This window comes from Streptomyces parvulus (genome assembly GCF_014648855.1).
Taxonomy (GTDB): domain Bacteria; phylum Actinomycetota; class Actinomycetes; order Streptomycetales; family Streptomycetaceae; genus Streptomyces; species Streptomyces parvulus.
Genome location: NZ_BMRX01000003.1, coordinates 1 through 19913 on the forward strand (window position 1 = coordinate 1; position 19913 = coordinate 19913).

The following is a 19913-nucleotide window of genomic DNA, read 5'->3' on the forward strand; positions in this document are numbered from 1 at the left end:
CTCGTCAGCCACAACGCCGTGACACCCTGCGAGACCACAGTGCGCTGCAAAGCCGGGACGTCCAGATCCCCGGCCGGAGCCACGACCACCGTCCCACCGCTCAGCAACGGCACCCACAACTCGTACGTCGAGGCGTCGAACGCCGCAGGCGAGTGCAACAGCACCCGCTCATGCGCCACACGGTCAAACCGCGGATCCACAGCCAGCGCCGCGACATTCCCGTGCGTCACCACGATCCCCTTGGGCGCCCCCGTCGACCCCGACGTGTACATCACATACGCCGCATCGTCCGACCGCACACCCACTCCGGGGGCTCCGGGATCCGAGATGAGGGACCGCGGAGACTCGACGCGGAACAGCTCCACGGCTTCGGCACCTGCTATCGGGACCGACCTTTCGTCGGTTACCAGCAGGCGTGCGCCGGTGTCGGCCAGGACATGGCGGATGCGGTCGGCCGGATAGCGGGCGTCCAGGGGCACGTAGACGGCGCCGGCCTTCATCAGAGCGAGAACCGTGACGACCGTCCCGACCGACCGTTCCAGAAGCACACCGACCGCGTCACCCGACCGCACTCCCCTGCCGAGCACCTCGTGCGCGACCTGGTTCGCACGCGCGTCGAGCTGCGCGTAGGTAAGCGTCACAGAGCCGTCCGTGACGGCAAGGCCATCAGGCGTCCGCGCCACCTGCCGGGCGAACAGCTCACCCAGGGACACGTCCGGCACGGCATGCGCCGTGTCGTTGAAGTCCACCACCGCACGCCGGTGTTCTTCGGGGGTGAGGATGTCGATGTGGTTGAGGGGCTGGTCGGGGTGGGAGACGGCCGCGTCCAGCAGCCGCAGCCAACGCTCGAACAGGATCTGGACGGTGGGAGCGTCGTAAATGTCGCTGGAGTACTCGACGACGCCGGTGAGGCCTTGTGGCTCGCCGCGCTCGCCGCGTCGCTCGGCGAGGCTGAAGAACAGGTCGAACTTCGCGGTACCGGTCCTGCCCAGCTCGACCCCGGCTCGCAGGCCCGGGAGTTCGAGCTGGGTCTCGGGCGCGTTCTGGAGGGCGAGCATGACCTGGAACAGCGGATGATGCGACAACGTCCGCGCCGGGTTGAGCAGCTCCACCAGATACTCGAACGGCACATCCTGGTGCGCGTAGGCCGCCAGACTCCGCTCCCGCACCCGCCCGATCAACTCGCCGAACGTCGGATCACCGGACGTGTCCGTACGCACCACCAGCGTGTTGACGAAGAACCCGACCAACTCGTCCAACGCCTGGTCCGTCCGGCCGGCCACCGGAGCGCCCACCGGAACATCCTCACCCGCACCCAGACGCGACAGCAGGGCGGCGAGCCCCGCCTGCAGCACCATGAACAGACTCGCACCCGACGCCCGCGCCACTTCCGACAACCGCCGGTGCAGCTCGGCGTCGACATCGACGGTGAGGTAGTCGCCGCGATACGTCATCACGGCGGGACGCGGACGGTCGGTGGGCAGCGTCAGCTGGTCCGGCAGACCCGCCAACGCCCCCCTCCAGTAGTCGACCTGCGTCGCGAAGAGGCTCTCCGGATCGTCCTGCTCGCCCAGGAGTTCGTTCTGCCACAGCGTGTAGTCCGCGTACTGCACCGGCAGCGCCGTCCACTCCGGCACCCGGCCCTCCACCCGGGCCGTGTAGGCACGCCTGAGATCGGAGGCCAGCGGACCCAGCGACCACCCGTCACCCGCGATGTGGTGGACGACCAGCAGCAACGCGTGCCGGTCCTCGGAGACCGTGAACAGCCGCGCGTGGACGGGGAGTTCGGCTGACAGGTCGAAGGCGTACCGGGCCCCGGACTCCAGGGCGCCCGGAAGCTCCGTCTCGGTGACGCGGGTGGCGGGCAGTCCGACGTTCGGGCCGTCGAGGATCCGCTGGTGAGGAGCGTCGTCGGTCTCGGGGAACACCGTCCGCAGGCTCTCGTGCCGGGCGACGACGTCGCCGAGGGCGGCCCGCAGCGCGTCGCGGTCCACCGTGCCGGTCAGCCGTATGACGAGAGGGATGTTGTAGGTGGCGCTCGGCCCCTCCATCTTGTGCAGGAACCACAGCCGCCGCTGTGCGGACGAGAGGGGCAGGACCGGCGGGCGTTCCCGCGCCACCAGGGTGGGCCGGGCGGGTCCCGCGGTGTCGAGAAGCGCGGCCACCGCGCTCGGCGTGGGCCCGTCGAACAGCGCGCGCAGCTCCAGCTCCACGCCGAACGCGGCCCGGATCCGCGCGATCAGCCGGGTGGCCAGCAGCGAGTGCCCGCCCAGGTCGAAGAAGCCATCGTCCACGCCCACCTGCGGCAGCCCCAGGACCTGCGCGAACAGGTCGCACACGATCTGCTCCTGCGGCGTGCGTGCCTCCCGCCCCGGCCTCAGCACGGTGAAGTCCGGCTCCGGGAGCGCCGCCTTGTCCAGCTTGCCGTTGGCCGTGAGCGGCATGCGGTCCAGTACGACGACGGCGGCCGGCACCATGTGGTCGGGCAGCCGGTCCCGCGCGAACTCCCTCATGTCCCCGGCGCGGACGGCTGCCCGTGCCACCACGTAGGCGATGAGCCTGGCGTCGCCGGACCGGTCGTCGCGGACCACCGCCGCCGCCTCGGTGACGTCGGGGTGGCCGGTCAGCACGTTCTCGATCTCGCCGGGTTCGATGCGGAAGCCGCGGATCTTGACCTGGTGGTCGGCGCGGCCGACGAACTCCAGCTCGCCGTCCGGGTTCCACCGCACCAGGTCACCCGTGCGGTACATCCGCGAGCCCGGCTCGACCGCGTACGGGTCCGCCACGAACCGCTCGGCCGTCAGACCCGGCCTGCCCAGATAGCCCCGGGCCACACCGGCCCCCGCGACGTACAGCTCCCCCACCACGCCGGGCGCCACCAGCTCCAGGCCGGGGCCGAGCACATACGTCCGCAGGTCGGGGATGCCCGCGCCGATGACGCTGGCCGCCGCCCCGGTCGCTCGCTCCCGGGTGAGCGCCTGGTACGTCACGTGGACCGTGGTCTCGGTGATGCCGTACATGTTGATCAGGGTCGGCGAGTCGTCGGGGTGGCGCCGGTACCAGTCGGCGAGGCGGGACGGCTGGAGTGCCTCACCGCCGAACACCACGGTGCGCAGGCCGAGCCGGCGGCCCGGCGGGGAGGCGTCGGCGTCGGCCTGCGCGAGCTGATGGAAGGCCGACGGTGTCTGGTTGAGGACGGTGACGCCGTGCTCGGCCAGCAGGTCGAGGAAGGCACTGGGCGTCCTGCTGACCTCGTAGGGCACCACGACCAGGCGGCCCCCGTGCAGCAGCGCTCCCCACAGCTCCCAGACGGAGAAGTCGAAGGCGTACGAGTGGAACAGGGTCCACACGTCGTCGGGACCGAAGCCGAACCACTTCCGGGTGGCGTCGAAGAGCCGCGTCACGTTGCGGTGGGCGACGACGACGCCTTTGGGGCGGCCGGTGGAGCCGGAGGTGTAGATGACGTACGCGGGATGATCCGCCGACAGAGCCGTCACCGGGTTGTCCGAGGACCGCTCCCGCACATCGAGCACATCCAGCAACACCACCGGAGCCCCACCCACCGCCTCCGCCGCAAGACGGGACTCCCCCGTCGTCAGCACCAGCACCGGCCGGGCATCGGCCACCATGTACGCCACACGCGCCGCCGGATACGCCGGATCCAAAGGCAGATACGCCGCACCCGCCTTGAGCACCGCCACCACGGCCACCACCAGATCCACACCCCGGGGCAGCGCAAGAGCCACCACGTCCTCCGGCCCCACACCCCGCCCCACCAACTCGTGCGCCAACCGGTTCGCCCGCTCGTTCAACTCCCCGTACGACAACGTGGACCCGCCCCACACCACCGCAGCGGCCCCCGGCTCAGCCGCCACCCGCGCCTCGAACAACCCCGGCAACGTCGCCCCCGACGGCACGACAGCAGCCGGCACCCCCAGCACCGCAGCCCGCTCCGGCGCCGACAGCAGATCGATCCCCCCGATCGGCCGCGAGGGATCCGTTGCCGTGACGGCGCGCAGGGCCGTGCGCAGACGCCGGTGGTGAACGGCCAGTTCGTCGTGCGTGCACAGTTCGGGGTGGGCGTTCACGTCGACGGTCGGCCCGGCACCGTCGCGCCGGTCCCACACGGCGAGGGTGAAGTCGCCCACCAGGCCGGAGGAGAGGTTGTGGGCGGTGGTCGGCAGTCCGGCGAAGGTGATCGCGTAGTCGAAGGACATGACGTTGACGACCGGCGCGTACCCCGGGCGGCCGGGCAGTGCGAGGTCGCGGTGGATGTCCTCGGCCCGGTACCGCTGGTGGCCGCCGAGTTCGCGCACCCGCTCGCCGATCTGGACGAGGAGTTCACCGAGCGTCAGCTCCGGTCGCAGCGTGAGCCGCAGGGGGAGGACGTTGGCGGCCGTGCCGGGGGTGCGGCGCTCCACCTGGGTGAGGCGGCCCGTCACCGGCAGTCCCAGGACGACGGTGGCCGTGCCGGTCGTCCGGTACACGTGGAGTGCCGCGGCGGCGATGACCAGATGCGACCAGGGGGCGCGGGCCTGGCGCGCCGCGTCGCGCAGGGCGGTGTGTTCGGCCGGCTCCAGAGCGGAGGTGTGCCGGAGGTAGCGCTCCGGCGTGGTCGACGGGGTGCCGACGAGTGCGGCCGACTGCGGACGGTCGGCGAAGCGATCCGTCCAGTACGACCTGTCCTGGTCGAATTGTTCCGATGTCCGGTAGGCCTCCTCGGCCGCGAGCAGGTCGGCCAGCGTGCCGAACGGACTTGCTCCCACCGGGCCGCCGCCGGCGAGCGCGGTGTAGACGTCGGCGACCCGGCGTGTGATCAGCAGGGAGCCGAAGGCGTCCATCACGGCGTGGTGGTAGCCCTGGTACCACCAGAAGCGGTCGGCGCCCAGCTTCAGGAGCGCGTACTCGAACAGCGTGCCCTCGGTCAGGTTCATGGGCCGGGCGACCGCGGCGTCCATCCAGTCGCGGGCGGCCTGTTCGGGGTCGGGTTCCGCGCTCATGTCGGTGACCGCGAGCGACCAGCCGGCCGGCTCCCGGAGGGCCTGCCGGGTCTCGCCGGATTCCTCGACTAAGCGGACGTGCAGCGCCTCCGCCTCGGCGACGACGCGCCGCAGGGCCTTCTCGAACAGCTCCGGGTCAACGCCTCCGTGGATCTCCAGGTACTCCGCCACCCGGAAAACGCGATTCCCTCTCCCCAGCCGCTGCTCGGCGATCCATATCTCGCGCTGCGCAGCCGTAATGGGCAGCGTGGTGCCGGCACTGACGGACAAGTCTCCACCTCCGATAATTCCCCCGCACGGACGGCCGGAGAGACAGGAATGAAAAACTCACAATGTCCTGGAAAATGCGTCGTAAATTCGATCGCACAGAAAGGAATCGGCGACCTCTGCTCTGTCGGAGCGACGTGGATCGCCGTGCGTGTACAGGAGCCGGACCCAACCGCCCGGCAACGCGACAGAGGGAACCTAACCCCGCGAGATCCGGAGGGTCAAGGAAACCAATCGGCTATGCCACGTGCATGTCCGGGCCGTGTCCCGCCGGCGGGACACGGGAGGCGATGCGGGCGTGCGGCGCTTGCGGCGGAGTGGTTCGGATGCTAGCCACACGGCGGACGGAGCCCTTTCGCGCGGGCTGCGCGCGGCGGCCGGCGCGGGGACCTGCGCGTCGGCCGCGGGACGCCGCGCCTTGATCGACGGCCCCTTGCCCGCCGTTTCTCGGCGGTGTTAGCTTCACTTTCCACAAATGCCGATCGCACGTTTCCCGAAGCTGTTTCGAAAAAGGAAACCCGTATGGCGAGAACGCAGTGGACAAGCCATTTGCTGAACCGTGGCGCGGACGACGAACCGTGGGCCGTTTCGAGCGCGCCGGTCACCCGGGGGCAGTTGCGCGGCGCGGTCGTCGAACTCGAAGAGCGCTTCCGGAACGAGGGAATCGGTGAAGGCAGCTCGGTTCTCCTGAGGATGACACCGAGTTTCACCTACATTCAGGTTCTCTTGGCTCTGTGGAGCCGCGGCGCGCAGGTGGTCCTGGTCGACTTCCGGCTGAAACCGGCCGAGTACGAACCGCTGGCGCGGCTGGTGCGCCCGCAGTTCCTCGTCGCCGCGTCCGGCGCCGCGGGGCCGGTGGCCGGATTCCGTCAGGAGTCCGAGTTCACGGTCCGGCGGCTGCCGGACGGCCGGCCCGCCGTCGACGGCATCCGGCTGGTGCAGTTCAGCTCGGGCTCGTCGGGCCGCCCCAAGGTCATCGGCCGGCCCGCCGCCTCCGTGCTGGCCGAGATCGACCGGCACGCCGGGCTCCCCGGCATCCCCGGCGCGGGCGACCGGGTGATGCTGCTGAACTCGGTCATGCACAACATGGGCCTGGTCAGCGGCGTGCTGCACGCCCTCGCGTCCGGGGCGACGCTGATCATCCCGCCGACGGTGCGGCCTGCCGAGGTCGTACGGCTCATGGCGGCGACCGGAACCACCGCCGTCTACGGAACGCCCGTCCACTACGACCTGCTGTCCCGCGTCTCCGACCGGCCCCGGCTGCCCGCACTGCGCCTCGCGGTGTCCGGCGGCGAGCGGGTGCCGCAGGAGACCTACGAGAACTTCCGCGCACGCTTCGGCCTGCCGGTCAGCCCGGTCTACGGACTGACCGAGATCGGGCTGATCGCGGGTGACCTGTCCGGCACGTCCGTCCCCCCGCAGCTGGGGCTCCCGGTGCCGGGAGCCGAGGTCAAGGTCGTCGACGAGGAGCTGTACGTGCGGATGGACCACTCGCCGTACCTGTACGGCGAGCACGCGGACCGCTACGCGGACGGCTGGCTGCGGACCTGCGACCGGGTCCGGCAGGACCCTGCGACCGGGGTGCTCAGCATGATCGGCCGGGCGGACTCGCTGGCCGTGATCGGCGGACTGAAGGTCGACCTCACGGAGGTGGAGAACGTCCTCCTGGCCCACGACCGGGTGGCCGAGGCCGTCGTGACGCACGGAGAGGTCGTCGAGGCCTTCGTGGGCGCCGACCCCGCCGTCGGCGCGGACGAGCTGACGGTCTGGTGCCGGGAGCGGCTGAGTCCCGTCAAGGTCCCCAAGAGGTTCCACGTCACGCGGCTGCTGCCGCGGAACTCGATGGGGAAGCTGATCCGCGACCGTGCGCTGATGCTCGGACGCGTTCCGTCCAAACCGCCCGCACGGGCACAGGGGGACCGGTGATATCGAAGGACGACCTCAGGACGATCCTGGCCGAGAACGCGGGACTCGGGCCGCCCGGCGAACTGACCGACGACGCCGAGCTGGTGATCGACTCCTTCACCCTGGTGATCCTCCAGCACGTCCTGGAGGAGCGGCACGGCATGGTCATCGACCCGCAGTTCGACGACATGGCGCAGTTCACCTCGATCGACGGCATCCACACCTACTTGAGCGGGGTCGCGCGGGAGCGCTGACCGGCGCCACCCGGCCCCCACCGACCGCACGCGCAGGGAGCGATGATGAGCAACCCCTTCGAGAACCCCGACGCCACCTTCCTGGTGCTCGTCAACGACGAGGGCCAGCACTCGCTGTGGCCGTCGTTCGCCGAGGTGCCCGCGGGCTGGACGGTCGCGCTCGACCGGAGCGACCGCGAGACCTGCCTCGCCCACGTCGAGGAGCACTGGACCGACATGCGCCCGCTGAGCCTCGTGCGCCGATAGGAGACCTCGATGGACGACGCCGCATTCCAGCAGCTGCTGCTACGGGAGGAGGACCTCGAGGAGTCGTTCTACGGCGAGGAGCCGAGCGCCGCCTACGATCCGGCCTTCGTCTCCGGCGACGCGTCGGGGCAGGCCATCGTCGACCTGACCAACATGCTGACGCACGGCACGCATCCCGACACGGTGCACCACGCCTCCGCGCTGTTCACCAACGTCGTGGGATCGGTGGTGTTCCACCATGTCGCCCGGTTCGGCCACGGGACCTGCCGGCAGGTCTACCGGGAACTCTTCGACGCGGTACAGGCCTGCGCGCGGTACCGGATGGAACTCAACGACGGCGTGCGGCTCGACATCACCCGGGTCGGCCTGGGACCCGTCGAGCTGGGGGACGGCGGCTTCCTGGTGCGGTGGCTGTCCACCGTCGACCACTTCCGCATCGAGACCGCCTGGGCGATCGTCGCGCAGGACGACATCCTCACCTTCGTCAACGCCCGGGTACCGGAGGAGTCGGAGATCCAGCGGCTCGCGCGCGTCGCCGTCGAGCGCGTCACCGAACTGACCGGTGCGTCATGACGTCGACGGCCTCCCTGATCGACTTCGCGTCCGCGCTGGAGACGGTCGAGGAATGGCTGACCGAGTACATCTCGGCGAGCCATCCGGAGATCGGCCGCACGGGGCCCATCTGTCCCTTCGTGGCACCCTCGCGCAAGAACCGGACGATGGAGATCCGCGTGCGGTTGGCCGGCCACGAGCCGACGCCCGAACTGATCGAGGAGATCGCCCGCAGCAGTCTGCGGGAGTACGAGCTGACGAGCTGGCAGGGCCGCAACCCCATGTTGCGGGCCATGGTGGTCGCCCTTCCCGACCTGCGCGTCGAGGACACCGGTCTGCTCGACCAGGCCCATGCCCGGGTGAAGGACGCCTTCGTGGCACGGGGGCTCATGATCGGCCAGTTCCACGAGAACTGCGAGGTGACGGCCGCCCGCAACCCCGGCTTCACGGTGAGCAAGGCGCCCCTGCCCCTGTTCGCCATCCGCGCCATCGCCCTGCACGACGTCTTCTTCCTGGCTGAGCGGCCGCACTGGTTCCAGCAGTACCGGGACCGGTTCGGCAAGTTCTTCGGACCGGGGTCCACCGTCATGGACCCGCTGCTGGTGGGGCGCTACCAGGAGGCCGAGGAGGCGTACGGTGGTCCGCCGCCGTAGGAGCCGGCGACCGCATGACGCGCCGGTCGGGTCTGCGGCACCCGGGGGTCCCCACCGGCACGTCATGTCGCGGAACCGGTCCTCCCCTGCCCGATCCGGGCCAGGAAGCCGAGCACCCGGTCGACGACCTGCCGGGCCGCCTGTTCGTCGTACGACGGCAGGCTGCTGTCCGTGAACAGGTGACGGTCGCCGGGGTACAGGAACAGCTCCGCGTCCGGCGCCGCCCCCACCAGCTCGCGGGCGGCGTCCACGTCGCCCTCCCCGGCGAAGAAGGGGTCCGCGTCCATGCCGTGGACCTGGACCGGGACGTCCCGAGGCCAGGCGCCGCCGAACTCCGCGACGGGGGCGCAGGCTTCGATCAGCACGGCTCCCCGCGCGCCGGGGCGGGTCTGGGCCAGCCGCTGCGCCGACATGACTCCGAGCGAGAACCCGATGTGGACCAGCTCCGCCGGGAGGCGCTCGGCGGCCGCGGTCGCACGCGCCGCGATCGTGTCGAAGCCGGTCTTCCCGGCGTGGGCGATGCCCTCTTCGAGCGTCGCGAACACCTGCCCCTCGTACAGGTCCGGGACGTGGACCGTGTGCCCGGCTCCGCGCAGCCGGCCGGCGAAGTCGCGTACGCCGGTGGTCAGTCCGTGCCCGTGGTGGAAGACCAGTACCTCTGCCATGCCGCTCCCCTCGTGCCGCGATGCCCGGGTGGCGCCGCGGGACGAGTATGGACCCCGGCACTGACAGCGGCGGCGACGGCGGCGAGTCAGGCGGCCCGCGGCGACGGGACGGGGAGCGGGGTGAGGGAGGCGTACTCCAGTGGCGCCGACGGGTCGACGGAGACCTCCAGCGGGGCGGGCTCGGCACCGGAGCGGACGAGGAGGTCGCCGACGGCCGCGATCATGGCGCCGTTGTCCGTGCACAGCGTCATCGGCGGCACCCGCAGCTCGATCCCGGCGGCGGCGCAGCGCTCCTCGGCCAGGCCCCGCACCCGGGAGTTCGCCGCCACCCCGCCCACCACGATGAGCGTCCGGACGTCGTGGGCGCGGCAGGCGGCGAGCGCCTTGCGCGTCAGCACGTCGGCGACGGCCTCCTGAAGGGCGGCCGCACCGTCGGCCACCGGCACCTCCGCGCCGCGCAGCCGGTGCTTCTCCGCCCACCGTGCCGCGGCCGTCTTGAGACCGGAGAAGGAGAACGCGTACGGGTCGTCGCCGGGGCGGGTGAGGGGCCGGGGGAGGTCGACCGCGCGGGGATCGCCGGCCCGCGCCGCCCGGTCGATCGCGGGGCCGCCCGGGTAGGGCAGGCCGAGGAAGCGGGCGACCTTGTCGAAGCACTCCCCCGCCGCGTCGTCGAGGGTGTCCCCGAGGTGCAGGATCGGCTCCCGCACCAGGTCCCGCACGAGCAGCAGCGAGGTGTGTCCCCCGGAGACGATCAGTACGACGCAGGGGGCGGGCAGCGGCCCGTGCTCCAGCGTGTCGGCGGCGACGTGTCCGGCCAGGTGGTGCACCCCGTAGAGCGGGACCCCGGCCGCGTAGGCGAGCGACTTGGCTCCGGCGAGGCCGACCTGGAGGGCGCCGGAGAGGCCGGGTCCGGTGGTGACGGCGACGGCGTCGACGCCGCTGAGCCGCAGCCCCGCGCGGTCGAGGGCCTCGCGGACGACCGGGCCGAACGCCTCGAGGTGGGCCCGGGCGGCGATCTCGGGCACGACCCCGCCGAAGCGGGCGTGCTCGTCCATGCTCGACGCCACGACATGGGCGAGGAGCCGCCCGTCCTGGACGATCCCGGCCCCGGTCTCGTCGCACGAGGACTCGATGCCGAGTACCACTGGTCCGCCCATGCCGCGCCTCTCTTGCACAATGGTTGCAGTTACTGACTCTACGCGATTGCACTCGGGTGCCACGGCCCCCCGGACACCGTCGGCGACGGCCGGCCCTTGTCGCGGAGCCACGCCGCATGGTCGGCCGGAGACGTGCGGGCAGCGGGATCCGGGCGCAGAATGAAGCCCGCTGCCGGCCGGCCGTCAGCGGGAGGAGAAGCGTGGACGAGACCGCGTCGAAAAGCGTCGCCTCCGGAGCGCGGGAGGCCGCGCGTGCGCTGCTGGCCGTCCTGGAACCGGAGCAGGTACGTGAACTGCGCGCGGGGCCCGACCGGTTGGACGCCCCCGAACTGCGCGAGTGGACCTACCTGCCGGGGTCGCGCCCCGGGCTGTGCACCGAAGGGCTCGGCGCCCGGCAGCGCGAGGCGGTCGACGTGCTGCTCGCCACGGCGCACAGCGTGCCGGGGGCGGAGCTGGCGCGCGGGGCGATCGAGGTGGAACGGCACCGCCGCGCCCGGCACGGGCCCGTGAGCGGTGACCGCTACTGGGTGCGGCTGCTCGGCGACCCGGACGGGGAGGGACCGTGGGGCTGGCGGATGAACGGCCACCACCTGGCCGTGCACGTGCTGGTCACGTCGGCCGGAGTACGGGTGACGCCGCACTTCGTCGGCTCGGAACCGGCCCGCGTCGGCAGCGGCCCGCAGGCCGGCCGCCGGATCCTCGGCCCGGAGGAGGACCTGGCCAGGGAACTGGTCACGGGTCTGGACGGCGGCAGGCGGGCCGCGGCGGTCTTCGCCGCCACGCCGCCGGACGACATCCTGACCCGCGACGATCCGTTCGCCGACCCGCGCCTGCTGCCGGACGGCCTCGCCCACGAGGCCATGACGCCCGATCAGCAGCGGCTGCTGGAACGTCTGGTCCGCCGCTACCTCGACCGGGCGCCCGCGGCCTACGCGCGGGAGTGCTGGTCCGCCGCCGTGGCCCGGGGACTGGGACCGGTCTCCTTCGCCTGGGCCGGCGGCCTGGTTCCTGGGGACCGTCACTACTACTGCGTCCGCGCGCCCGACTTCCTCATCGAGTACGACAACACCCAGGACGACGGCAACCACGCCCACTCGGTCTGGCGCCACGTCCGCCACGACTGGGGGGCGGATCTGCTCCGCGGCCATTACACGGAGCGGCACGGCTAGTACTCCAGTCAGACCTCGTTGCCTGAGCTGGGCGGCGACGTTGTTCCAGGCATGGTGGGGATGAGCGAAGGTGACCTTTCGGCTGGCGAGTTGGACTCGGTTTTTCGCCTGTGTGGCGGGCCGGTTCTCGCGGGTGGTTCTGCGGTGGCGGATGCGGGACCACATGCGTGGTCTGCTGGCTCCGGTGGAGCGGAAGAACGGCTGGCAGCTGGCCGAGTTCGCAGGTCACCGTAGACCGGCCGGCTTCGGCATACCGGACGGGGTCCTGATCGTGGACGACACCGGCTTCTTGAAGAAGGGCACCGCCTCTGCCGGTGGGCAGCGGCGGTACTCGGGCACGGCCGGCCACACCGAGAACTGCCAGATCGAGGTCAGGCAGCGAAGAACGAATGTGGCCTCGCCCAGTACGAAGTCCGCCGCTACCCAGCGCCTGGTATCGGCGCATCGCCCCGTCCATGCTCGGCCACGCGTTCCTGGCCTCTGTCGCAGCCCAAACCACTGAAGGGGGCTGCAGAAGCGACCCCACCAGCACCATCCACTTCACTGTGGCAGAAGTCCGCCGACTCATGGCCGCTCTGCTGCCCCGCCCCGCACCCCTCCTCGGACCCGTTGCACATGCCCTGAACTGGTCCCTCTGGCGCAGACGACACAAGCCACGGCCCGCTGCTGCACTGCCGAAGAAGAACCAGCTCAAGCAACGATTTCTGACGGTAGTACTAGATGACTGGCGGGCGGCCCAGGCGCGTCATCCGGGCCACGGTCGCCCACCGCATCGGCCGGCGCGGCCCGCCCGAGGCACGCACTCCTTCGGCGAAGCCGCCCGCCCAGGCCCGCAGCCCGCCCCACGAGCGGGTCCGTGCCAGCGTCAGCAGCGTCCACACGGTGAGGTAGGCGGGAACCAGCGGTGCGGGCAGATGCCGCTTGGCCAGCCACACCCGGTTGCGTGCCGTCATCCGGTAGTAGACCGCGTGCCGGGCCGGAGACGTGAAGGGGTGCTGAAGCAGCAGCGACGGCTCGTAGACGACACGCCAGCCGTCGTCCAGCGCCCGCCAGGCCAGGTCGGTCTCCTCGTGCGCGAAGAAGAAGGCGTCCGGCCAGATGCCGGTTCGCTCCAGCATCCGCATCGAGAGGGCGTGTCCGCCGCCGAGGAAAGTGGTCACCTCACCGGCGCGCAGCGGGTCCTTGGACCGCAGCCGCGGCACGTGGCGGCGCTGGGTACGGCCCTGCTCGTCGGCGATCCGGAACGACACGATGCCCAGCCGGTCGTCGGCCTCGTACATCTCGGCCACCTTCGCGAACACGTCTGTGTCGACGAGGAGCCCGTCGTCGTCCAGGTCGACGACGACGTCCACGTCCCCGCACGCCCGCAGGTGCTCGATGGCCACGTTCCGGCCGCCGGACACCCCCAGGTTCTCCTCCAGCTCCACCCCGTCCACGCCCGCCGGCAGTACGGGCAGCGCACTCCCGTTGCCGACCACCACGACCCGAGTGGCAGGAAGCGTCTGCCGGGCCACCGACACCAGCAGCGCCTGAAGCTCGGCAGGCCGGTTGCCCATGGTCAGGACGGCAATCCCCAGACGTGGATGACTCACAGGTGAACTCCGATCGACTTTCCACCCAGAGGCTACCGGCCCACCCCACCCGACCCGGACCATGAAGACAGAAGACCCGCAGCCATGTCCCGGGCGGCGGGTCTTCGCCACCCCGCATGAGTGGTCATGGCTCTGCGCTATGTCCTGGCCGGGATCGCGGCTCCGTAGCACCCGAGAAGCTGCTGCCCGTCCCGAACGCCTGGGTGTTCGTTGGAACGACGACGGCTTCCGGCTGCGTCTGGCATCTCGGGGCGGCACGGCTCACTCACCCTCGACGGACGAGACGGAAGGAACGACGCACGTATGACTGACGACTGCGCCAAAGACCCGATCCTCGCTCACGTCGAGCCGGTACCCGGCGGTCTGTACGGGAACCAGGCCTACGAGGCGGCCCTGTGCGACCTGCGGTCGGCCGTCGCCGAGGTCTCCGCCGCGCTGCGCGACGCTGACAACCCACTTATCGAGCAGCTCACCCGCTACCAGCGGGATCTGGGCCGGGCCCAAACTCAACTGCGTCCGGACGACACAGCCGCACTGGAGCGCGCTCACGCGCTGTCCGGAACGGTGCGCTACATCGCCGGCCGGGCCACGTGAACCTCAACCGCGATGAGGAAGCGATTTCTCCGCGCGTCCTGAACCTGAGCCGGTTGGCAGCTACTCCACGAGACCGAAACCGTCCGGGAACGCTTCTAGGAATTCACGGCGGCCGGGATCCCTCTCGGTCTCGGTCATAGCCTCGATCACCTGCTGGAACTCTGCCCGCTGGGATTACGACAGGCGATCCACCACCGCGGCGACACCCTCCAGCGCCTTCACCGCGTCGTCCTGATCCATGTGCTCATCGTCCGCGCTCTCGACGAACCAGGCGAGGTCCACAAGCGCCTCCGCCAGGGCGCGGGTCAGCGACGGGTACTGCGACATGGACGATCCCCCGAAGGTGATGGCTGCAGAACTCTCCGCGCACCCAACCACATGCGGCTGACAACAGTCACTGTCCCCTCGCCACAGAGGTTGGACCAGAACCCAATCTCGTGAACAAAGCCACGGCTACTGATGACGGGCGGAGGCGATGTCGTCGGCGTAGACCAGAGCCGGGGAGGCTCCGGGGCCGGTCCGGGGCTGGCTACGGTCCCGGTCGTGCCGGTGGAATCCATGGGCGATGAGCAGGCCCGGACGCTAGACGTTGGCTTGACAGGCGGCCCGGGCCAGCTTGGTGCGGAGAGCCCTGTTCTGCTCTGCGGGCTTGAGTGCGCTGTTCCGCGGAAAGCCCTTCGGGGTGATGTCGTAGCGAGCGAGGTCGCCCTTGGAGATCTCGTCGGGCAGGTTGTTCCCGATGCAGGGGATCGCCATGAGGACTATGTGCGCTGGCCCTTTGTGGCCGGGCAGCAGACGGGCACGCAGCGCCTCGCTGTAGACCCAGGTGATGGTTTTGCGATTGCCGCTCTTAGGCGAGACGCGGCCCGGGTTCTGTGGAGCAGTGAGGGACTCGTCGTACAGAGGGAAGACCATTCCGTTTTCGCGGAATCCCTCACCGGGCGGCAGGTATACGGAGAAGCCGATGTTGACAGCGTGGTCCGAGGTGGCGGCCAGTTCGACGCTCGGTTCTTTGTCCCCCTCATAGCGCTTCCAGGTGAACGCTCCCAGTTCAGCGCGCTCGGCCGGGAATTGAGGACCGCACACCTCCTCACCCGCCAATTCCAGACCCTCATAATTGGTCGCTGGAATGACGAAGGCGTCGGTGATGAACTGGTTTCCGGGGCTCTCGTCGGAGAGTAAACCGGCGACGTTCTGCCGCCATCCGGGCGGCTGCTTGACCATGCGCAGCCAGCGGCCGGTCACCCACTCCTGATGCTCGGTAGATCCGGTGTCGTCGAGGATCGGATCGCCGAGGCAGTAGTCGGCGAAACCCACCGAGCAGTCAGTCGGGAATCGACCGTTGGCAGGAAACGCACGGCCGGGCCCGCTTCGGCTGTTGTTGCCCAGCTTTCCTGAAGTCAGACCGACGTACTGTGCCCCCTGGGTGCGGGCATTGGGGCACGCCGCCTTGGGCAAACCGGGTCTGTCGACCGGGGAGAAGAGACTCACCACGGAAACGATCAGCACCAGCAGACCGAGTGCGCCGGTGACGATGTTCCATCGCTCGGGGGCGGCCACACCCTCTGGTCTCGGGGCACTGCCGGCGGGTCGGTGTGCCAGACCGAAGGCGAGCGCGAGAACCGCGACGGATGCGATGATGCCGTCGACCCTGAGGACCTGCATACGGCCGTAGAGAACACCCTGATCGACGAGGACACCCCGGGCGATCAGTGAGGCGAGCGCTAAACAGGTCAGCACGCCGACCGTCCACCAACTGCGCAAGATCCGATCCACGGCCCACCCCCGGGTCACGGCGCACGCTCAGCGCGAGCAAGGGGTGAAGGCTAGCAACGAAAGACCTCGGGTAGGGCGGGATTCGCAGGGCCGGGAGCGCGGCCTCGCCGCCGAACTGGGCGAAGCGGTTCTCGGCCGGCGTGCGCGCGTGACTGGTCGCGGCGATCACATCGGTGCGCCTCCTGCCTGGTTCGTTGTTGCTGGCATGGGGCGGGGCGATCTGACGGATACGGAGTGGGAACGGCAGCGGCCGGTCCTGCCGGTGAGAAATGGACGTTACGGCCGGTGGTGAGATCACCGACAGGTGATCGACGGGATTCTGCACCGGGTGCGGACCCGGTGCAGTGGCGGGATCCTCTCGGGCGGTTTGGCCCCTGAAAGACCGTCTATGAACGCCACCGGCTGTGGTCGGCCGATGGCATGTGGGAACGTCTGCTGCAGCAGGTCCAGGCCGCCGCCGACATCGCGGGCGAGATCGACTGGCACATCTCGGTGCACTCCACCACCTTGCGCGCCCATCAGCACGCGGCCGGTGCCCGGACCGACCCGCCGCCGGCACCCACGTCAAAGGGGGCCGAAGCGGCAGAACATCAGGGCGAAACACCGTGGCAAAGCCTGCTCGCCCGGCTGGTGGAGGTGGTGCAGGAGGCGAGGGCCTGGGCCGCTCGCGGGGCGGGTTTACCAGCAAATTCCACCTGAGCGCCGACGGCCGTTGCCGCCCGCTCGAGCGATCAGCAGGATGAAGCAGTCCCGGGCCGTGGCCACCCGCCATGACAAGCGCGGCTACGTCTTGCACGGCACCGCAACCACCGCGGCGCTACCATCTGGCTTCGGCACTGAGTTCCGACATCACAAGGCGATCGTCCGGTACGCCAAGGCCTGACCGACTACCTCATCAGCCGAAAGCTCCCGCTCCGGCGGCCAGAAGATCAAGTCGCTGGCATAACCGGACGGACATGTTAGGGCTTTGTCGAGCCTGTCCAACCAGCCGTCCATCTCGTCGTCGGAGGCGTAGTCCGCTTCCATGATCCGCTGCACGAGCGCGACCGCCCCCGCGCGAGTCATCTCCACAGCAGCCATCACGTCCCTCCGCCGACTCACCCTAACGGGACGCGTGATCGCGCAGACAGCTCCTAGTCACCGGCGCCGGCGCCTCGGTTCCCGGTGAGCGTGCGGTCCAGCAGGGGGAGCAGGCGGTCCCAGTGGAGCTGGAGGGCCGCGGCGTCGAAGGCCTCGGTGTCGGACATGGTGAAGCCGTGGACGGTGCCGGGGTAGATCTCCGAGGTGTAGTCGGCTCCCGACGCGTCCAGCGCCCGGTTGAGGTCACGGAGGGCCTCGGGCGTCAAGTCGCCCTCGGCGTGGCCGAAGTGGGCGCCGGCGGTCAGCTTGGCGAGGCTGTCCGGCCCGTCCGCTCCCACCGGCGCGTGGAACGCGGCGAGGGCGGCCACCTCGTCCGGGTGGGCCACGGCGGTGCGCGTCGCCAGCAGGCCACCGAAGCAGTAGCCGGTCACCGCGACCGGTCCGCCGTCGGCCTCGGGCTGGGCCCTGAGGAAGTGCAGGTAGGCGTCGGCGTCGCTGAGGGCACGTTCCGCGGTGTGGGCCTCGATCATGGGCATCAACCGGGCGAAGAGCGCGGGTCGGTGCTCGTCGCCGATGTGGTCGGGAAGTTCGACGACCGGTGTCTCGCCGTGCCGGTAGAAGATGTTGGGGACGAGCACGTAGTACCCGTGCCCGGCCAGGTGCCCGGCCATCTCCCGCAGGACGGGGCGGATCCCGAACGCGTCCGGGTACATCAGCACCGCCGGGTACCGTCCGCCGCCGTCGGGGAAGGCGGCGAAGGCGTCGGCCCGGCCGTCCGCGGTGGTGATCCGCAGCGTCTTGATGGGCATGAGTTCTCCTGTCGTGGCCGGTCCACAACGTAGTCCACCCGAGGGAACGGGCACCAAACCCGGCGCGGACGCTCGGCCGGACTCCGGTCAGGAGCGAGGAAGCGTCGGAAGCACCTTCTCGGCCAGGTCGAGGAGGACGCCGTCGTCCGGGAGGGCTCCGGACGTGCTCCATACGGTGATGTCGAAGTAGCCGCCCCTGTCCTCGGCGTCGAAGGCCACGGACAGCGTCCTGGCGAGCGGGCCCTGCTCGACCGGTCCGCCGGAGGCGCCGCTGCCGAGGTCGATCTCGATCTTCATGGTGTGGTCGGAGGCGAGGACCGCAGGGCGGCCGAGGACGGTGATCGTCCTGACGTCCGTCTCCTGGCCGAACTTCATCAGGTCCACGTACTGGGCGATCGAGAGCTTGTTGTAGGTGGCCGACACGTTGACGGTGTAGGTGTCGAACCGGACCTCGGCCTCCGGCTGGGCGACCTTGCCGTCCGTCAGGGGCGCGGTGTCGCTGGTACCGGATGCCGATGTCGCGGTCTCCTCGGGCGTGCCGAGGATCCGGGCGAGGTCGGGCCGGTTGAGCGCTGTGCACAGTTCGGCGCCGGTCACGGCACCGGGCGTCTTCGCGTAGGCGCTGGGCAGTTCCCCGTCCTCCGCGCTCGGACACGAGACGGCCTGCGGCGTGCTGTCCGCCTCGGCGGGCGACAGGTGGGGGGCCAGCCACACCGCGGCCCCGAGCGCCGCGAACACGGCCACGGCGGCGAAGGCCTGGGCCCACGCGTTGGGCTCCTTCTCCCGGGCGGCCGGGATGGGGAGCCGCGCCGCGGGAGCGGGAGCCCTCGGCGGCACGGCGGCGGACGTCACCGTGCCGGCGGCCGCGGGGGCCACGGCGTCCGCGGCGATGGTACGTCGCCTGTCGCGGCGGGCGCGCAGGGCACGGACCACCGAGTGGACGCGCACCGCGGTGAAGACCAGGAACACCAGGCCGATGCCGGCAGCCATCCATCCGCCGTCGCCGAGGGCGGCGAGATACAGGATGCGCACGCCGAAGACGGCCCCGACCACGATCAGCAGGGGCTCTCGTACCCAGAAGGGCAGGAGACGGAGGAGGAAACCGGCCATCCGGCGATCTCAGCAGGCCAGGAAGGCATTCGCTGTGGTGGAAGCCACAGTTCCGGCCCAGGGCCCAACCGTGATCAAACGGCGCCCTCCGGCACCGGCCGGGTCCCGGGCCGGGCCTCCCGCTCCCCGGTCCTCCGCGTCATCGTCCCCGCTCAGTCCGCGCCGGCGACGCGGATGATCGTCTTCCCGGGGGTGCGCTTGGCGGGCGCGAAGGCGGAGGCGGCTTCGGAGAGGGGCCGGACCGCGCCGACGATCGGCTTGAGGCGCCCGTCCCGCAGTCGTCGGGCCAGGTCGGCCAGGCGGTCGCGGTCGGGTTCGACGACGAAGAAGACGGCGCGTCCGTCGCGGGGGTGGACGGTGACGGGCTCGGCGACGGTGACCAGGGTGCCGCCGGGCCGGACCAGCGCGGTGGAGCGTTGCAGGATCTCGCCGCCGATCACGTCGAAGACCACGTCGACCTCGCCGACGCTCTCCAGCTTCTCGGACTCGAGGTCGAGGAAGGCGTCCGCGCCGAGGCCGAGGGCGGTGTCGCGGTCGCCCGGCCGGCCGGTGCCGATCACCCGGGCGCCCGCCTCGCGGGCCAGCTGCACGGCGATGGAGCCGACGCCGCCCGCTGCGCCGTGGATGAGCACGGTCTGGCCGGTGACCAGGTGGGCGTGGTCGAACAGAGCCTGGTAGGAGGTGAGTCCGGAGATCGGCAGCGCGGCCGCGGTGACGTGGTCGACGTCGGCGGGCAGCGGGGCGAGGTTGCGGGCCTCGACCGCCGTGTACTCGGCCAGCGAGCCGTTGCGGGCCCAGTCCGTCAGGCCGAACACCCGCTGCCCGACCGTGAGGCCGGTGGTGCCGTAGCCGAGTTCGGCGACCACGCCGGACAGTTCGTGGCCGGGCACGCTCGGCGCCCGGTCATGGCCGGCCCGGTCGGTCCAGGTGCTGGGCCAGTCCAGCTCGCCCGGAGTGAATCCGGCGGCGTGGACCTCCACGAGGACGTCGTTCTCGGCGACGTGCGGATGGGGCAGCTCGGAGCGGGTCAGACCGCCGACACCGGCGTCGCGGTCCTGGATGGTGATGGCTTGCATGAGGGGTT

At 70.8% G+C, this 19913-nt stretch carries 17 protein-coding genes and 2 pseudogenes; 9 read left to right on the forward strand and 10 right to left on the reverse strand.

Going from position 1 to position 19913, the window contains the following annotated elements; genetic code table 11:
- On the reverse strand, nt 1–5270 hold a 5270-nt coding region (locus IE108_RS05455; RefSeq protein WP_189397587.1), incomplete at its 3' end, for a non-ribosomal peptide synthetase.
- Between the two features lie 519 nt (nt 5271–5789).
- Between IE108_RS05455 and IE108_RS05460 the strand changes: the two genes are divergently transcribed.
- From IE108_RS05460 to IE108_RS05480, 5 genes are read left to right on the forward strand one after another with little or no spacing between them, the layout of a single operon-like run.
- Complete coding sequence (locus IE108_RS05460; protein ID WP_064726366.1) at nt 5790–7193, forward strand: class I adenylate-forming enzyme family protein; 1404 nt, start codon at nt 5790–5792, stop codon at nt 7191–7193.
- Nucleotides 7190–7426, forward strand: coding sequence for an acyl carrier protein (locus IE108_RS05465; RefSeq protein ID WP_064726367.1), 237 nt, complete (start codon nt 7190–7192; stop codon nt 7424–7426). The genes IE108_RS05460 and IE108_RS05465 overlap by 4 nt, the downstream gene beginning before the upstream one ends.
- A 45-nt stretch (nt 7427–7471) precedes the next feature.
- The gene (locus IE108_RS05470) at nt 7472–7672 is read left to right on the forward strand and encodes an MbtH family protein (protein WP_161346813.1); all 201 of its coding nucleotides are present in this window, start codon (nt 7472–7474) and stop codon (nt 7670–7672) included.
- Between the two features lie 9 nt (nt 7673–7681).
- Nucleotides 7682–8245 carry a hypothetical protein gene (locus tag IE108_RS05475; RefSeq protein ID WP_064726368.1) on the forward strand — a complete coding sequence of 188 codons (564 nt, stop codon included), beginning with the start codon at nt 7682–7684 and terminating at the stop codon, nt 8243–8245.
- Nucleotides 8242–8877: a DUF6875 domain-containing protein gene (locus IE108_RS05480; RefSeq protein WP_064726369.1), complete on the forward strand. Its 636-nt coding sequence runs from the start codon at nt 8242–8244 to the stop codon at nt 8875–8877. The genes IE108_RS05475 and IE108_RS05480 overlap by 4 nt, the downstream gene beginning before the upstream one ends.
- A 62-nt stretch (nt 8878–8939) precedes the next feature.
- Here the strand turns inward: IE108_RS05480 and IE108_RS05485 are convergent, their stop codons facing one another.
- Nucleotides 8940–9542, reverse strand: a complete 603-nt coding sequence (locus tag IE108_RS05485; protein WP_064726370.1) for a dienelactone hydrolase family protein — start codon at nt 9540–9542, stop codon at nt 8940–8942.
- 86 nt (nt 9543–9628) lie between these two features.
- Nucleotides 9629–10699 (reverse strand): tRNA (adenosine(37)-N6)-threonylcarbamoyltransferase complex transferase subunit TsaD, encoded by a 1071-nt coding sequence (gene tsaD, locus IE108_RS05490; protein ID WP_064726371.1) that lies wholly within the window; start codon nt 10697–10699, stop codon nt 9629–9631.
- Between the two features lie 200 nt (nt 10700–10899).
- Between tsaD and IE108_RS05495 the strand changes: the two genes are divergently transcribed.
- Both IE108_RS05495 and IE108_RS05500 read left to right on the forward strand, forming a co-directional pair.
- On the forward strand, nt 10900–11868 hold the full coding sequence (locus tag IE108_RS05495; RefSeq protein ID WP_064726372.1) for a DUF3500 domain-containing protein: 969 nt from the start codon (nt 10900–10902) through the stop codon (nt 11866–11868).
- Between the two features lie 151 nt (nt 11869–12019).
- Nucleotides 12020–12241: pseudogene (locus tag IE108_RS05500) on the forward strand (transposase); the annotation flags it as partial.
- A gap of 343 nt (nt 12242–12584) precedes the next feature.
- Here IE108_RS05500 and IE108_RS05505 read toward each other — a convergent pair.
- Nucleotides 12585–13460, reverse strand: a complete 876-nt coding sequence (locus IE108_RS05505; protein WP_064726373.1) for a glycosyltransferase family 2 protein — start codon at nt 13458–13460, stop codon at nt 12585–12587.
- A gap of 303 nt (nt 13461–13763) precedes the next feature.
- On the opposite strand from IE108_RS05505, the gene IE108_RS05510 reads away from it, so the two are divergent.
- Nucleotides 13764–14054, forward strand: a complete 291-nt coding sequence (locus IE108_RS05510) for a hypothetical protein (RefSeq protein ID WP_064726374.1) — start codon at nt 13764–13766, stop codon at nt 14052–14054.
- A gap of 174 nt (nt 14055–14228) precedes the next feature.
- Here IE108_RS05510 and IE108_RS35200 read toward each other — a convergent pair whose 3' ends face one another.
- Complete coding sequence (locus tag IE108_RS35200; protein ID WP_308433745.1) at nt 14229–14381, reverse strand: hypothetical protein; 153 nt, start codon at nt 14379–14381, stop codon at nt 14229–14231.
- 255 nt (nt 14382–14636) lie between these two features.
- Nucleotides 14637–15830, reverse strand: a complete 1194-nt coding sequence (locus IE108_RS05520; protein WP_159394589.1) for a hypothetical protein — start codon at nt 15828–15830, stop codon at nt 14637–14639.
- A 205-nt stretch (nt 15831–16035) separates the two neighbouring features.
- Between IE108_RS05520 and IE108_RS34750 the strand changes: the two are divergent.
- Nucleotides 16036–16555: pseudogene (locus tag IE108_RS34750) on the forward strand (transposase); the annotation flags it as partial.
- 124 nt (nt 16556–16679) lie between these two features.
- On the opposite strand, the gene IE108_RS05530 reads toward IE108_RS34750, so the two are convergent.
- The 4 genes from IE108_RS05530 to IE108_RS05545 form a co-directional block, all read right to left on the reverse strand.
- Complete coding sequence (locus tag IE108_RS05530; protein ID WP_064726376.1) at nt 16680–16910, reverse strand: bacteriocin immunity protein; 231 nt, start codon at nt 16908–16910, stop codon at nt 16680–16682.
- A gap of 53 nt (nt 16911–16963) precedes the next feature.
- A complete protein-coding gene (locus tag IE108_RS05535; RefSeq protein ID WP_064726377.1) occupies nt 16964–17719 on the reverse strand; it encodes a dienelactone hydrolase family protein in 756 nt (251 codons plus the stop codon).
- Nucleotides 17720–17806: 87 nt separating this feature from the next.
- Nucleotides 17807–18829, reverse strand: a complete 1023-nt coding sequence (locus IE108_RS05540) for a DUF6215 domain-containing protein (protein ID WP_064726378.1) — start codon at nt 18827–18829, stop codon at nt 17807–17809.
- Nucleotides 18830–18981: 152 nt separating this feature from the next.
- A complete protein-coding gene (locus tag IE108_RS05545; protein ID WP_064726379.1) occupies nt 18982–19905 on the reverse strand; it encodes an NADP-dependent oxidoreductase in 924 nt (307 codons plus the stop codon).
- Nucleotides 19906–19913 lie beyond the last annotated feature (8 nt).

Coding starts and splice junctions, on each gene's coding strand:
- IE108_RS05460 (WP_064726366.1), top strand. CDS start 5,790: ATGGCGAGAACGCAGTGGACAAGCCATTTGCTGAACCGTGGCGCGGAC.
- IE108_RS05470 (WP_161346813.1), top strand. CDS start 7,472: ATGAGCAACCCCTTCGAGAACCCCGACGCCACCTTCCTGGTGCTCGTC.
- IE108_RS05475 (WP_064726368.1), top strand. CDS start 7,682: ATGGACGACGCCGCATTCCAGCAGCTGCTGCTACGGGAGGAGGACCTC.
- IE108_RS05480 (WP_064726369.1), top strand. CDS start 8,242: ATGACGTCGACGGCCTCCCTGATCGACTTCGCGTCCGCGCTGGAGACG.
- IE108_RS05485 (WP_064726370.1), bottom strand. CDS start 9,542: ATGGCAGAGGTACTGGTCTTCCACCACGGGCACGGACTGACCACCGGC.
- tsaD (WP_064726371.1), bottom strand. CDS start 10,699: ATGGGCGGACCAGTGGTACTCGGCATCGAGTCCTCGTGCGACGAGACC.
- IE108_RS05510 (WP_064726374.1), top strand. CDS start 13,764: ATGACTGACGACTGCGCCAAAGACCCGATCCTCGCTCACGTCGAGCCG.
- IE108_RS35200 (WP_308433745.1), bottom strand. CDS start 14,381: ATGTCGCAGTACCCGTCGCTGACCCGCGCCCTGGCGGAGGCGCTTGTG.
- IE108_RS05530 (WP_064726376.1), bottom strand. CDS start 16,910: ATGGCTGCTGTGGAGATGACTCGCGCGGGGGCGGTCGCGCTCGTGCAG.
- IE108_RS05535 (WP_064726377.1), bottom strand. CDS start 17,719: ATGCCCATCAAGACGCTGCGGATCACCACCGCGGACGGCCGGGCCGAC.
- IE108_RS05540 (WP_064726378.1), bottom strand. CDS start 18,829: ATGGCCGGTTTCCTCCTCCGTCTCCTGCCCTTCTGGGTACGAGAGCCC.
- IE108_RS05545 (WP_064726379.1), bottom strand. CDS start 19,905: ATGCAAGCCATCACCATCCAGGACCGCGACGCCGGTGTCGGCGGTCTG.